At 64.2% G+C, this 1,125-nt stretch carries 1 pseudogene; it reads right to left on the bottom strand.

What is annotated here, in order from left to right:
* Nucleotides 1-475: 475 nt before the first annotated feature.
* Nucleotides 476-1,125 (bottom strand): annotated as a pseudogene (locus tag LQV45_RS34660) (hypothetical protein); the annotation flags it as partial.

Genomic DNA, 1,125 nt, shown 5'->3' with positions numbered 1-1,125 from the left:
ACCATCAGCTGACGGAGTTCGGGTACGCGGGTCGCAGTTTTAACCGCTGGCGGAGATGTCGTTGTCTTGCAGTTCGGCCCCAACCTCAAGGCGTGATCTGGGCGCCGGTCCACGGATTCGTGGGAGAGCTTGATGGGTTGATCGAACTCCACCCGCACTCGCACGAGGATTTCTCGGTCCCTGGCTTTGAGCGGCATCGGAGGCTCCGAGTTTGGTGGGCTGGTGGAGGAACGCTACCTGTGTCCGGCTCAGTGGGATAGGGCCGCGCCGTGCCCTTATTTGGCCAGCGAGAACTTCAACGATGCCATCCGGGCCTTGGGCTCCGGTCGATCTGGCGCGACTGGAATGGATTGAGCCCAAACCCTGCGGCGGCCATCTGCCCGTGGGCTCTGGTTCGGCCTGTTGAAGTGTTCGTGGACCCTGACCTAAAGGTCCGGCCCGGCCGCCAGTGAGGCGGCCGGGCCGGGTCCGTCGGTCAGGTGTAGCTCAGGCTGACCAGCAGTGCTTTGAGTTGGGTGTATTGGGTTGTCGCCATCCAGGCTTTCGCGGCCTCCCTGTTCGGGAACCCCGGGTCGCCGAAAAGGACCCGGGTGAACAGTCCGCCGTTGGCAGTGGGGACGAGATTGCACCATGATGCGACGCCCTCGCCCTCCTTCAGCGACCGGGGATCAGTTAGCCCCATGAAGTAGGCATCGCCGTCACCAAAGGATTCCACAGCGAATCCGAAGACGGGCTTCCTGCCGTCCGGCGCCGTCATACCGGAAACTGCCTTGTGATCGAACACATGACGCGTCACGGGACCGCCAGTACACCCTGCAGTGACGCCGTTGGCCAGGAAGAGCAGATCGTTTCCCGCACCGTCAGCAACGATGACCTCAACGCCGGGGAGGCCGGCGGGCGGGTGCACGGTTCGCACGGTCCACGTCTCCGGATAGGCGAACGAGATGTGTCCGTCCGGGAACGTGAAGGTCGTCAGCGCGGCAGACCCGTGCTTGGCCGCTGAGGCGGGAACCTCCGACGCCGGTACCGCCCTGGCGGCAGGCACCGTCGGTCCTGCAGTGGAAGCAGGTGGGAAAGTTAACGTCGCCGTGCGGTCTGCCATGGTACTCACGGCAAGGCTCGAAG

This window comes from Microbacterium sp. Bi128 (assembly GCF_918698205.1).
The sequence above is the reverse complement of the archived record's forward strand: the minus strand, read 5'-3'. Positions and strand labels throughout refer to the sequence as shown.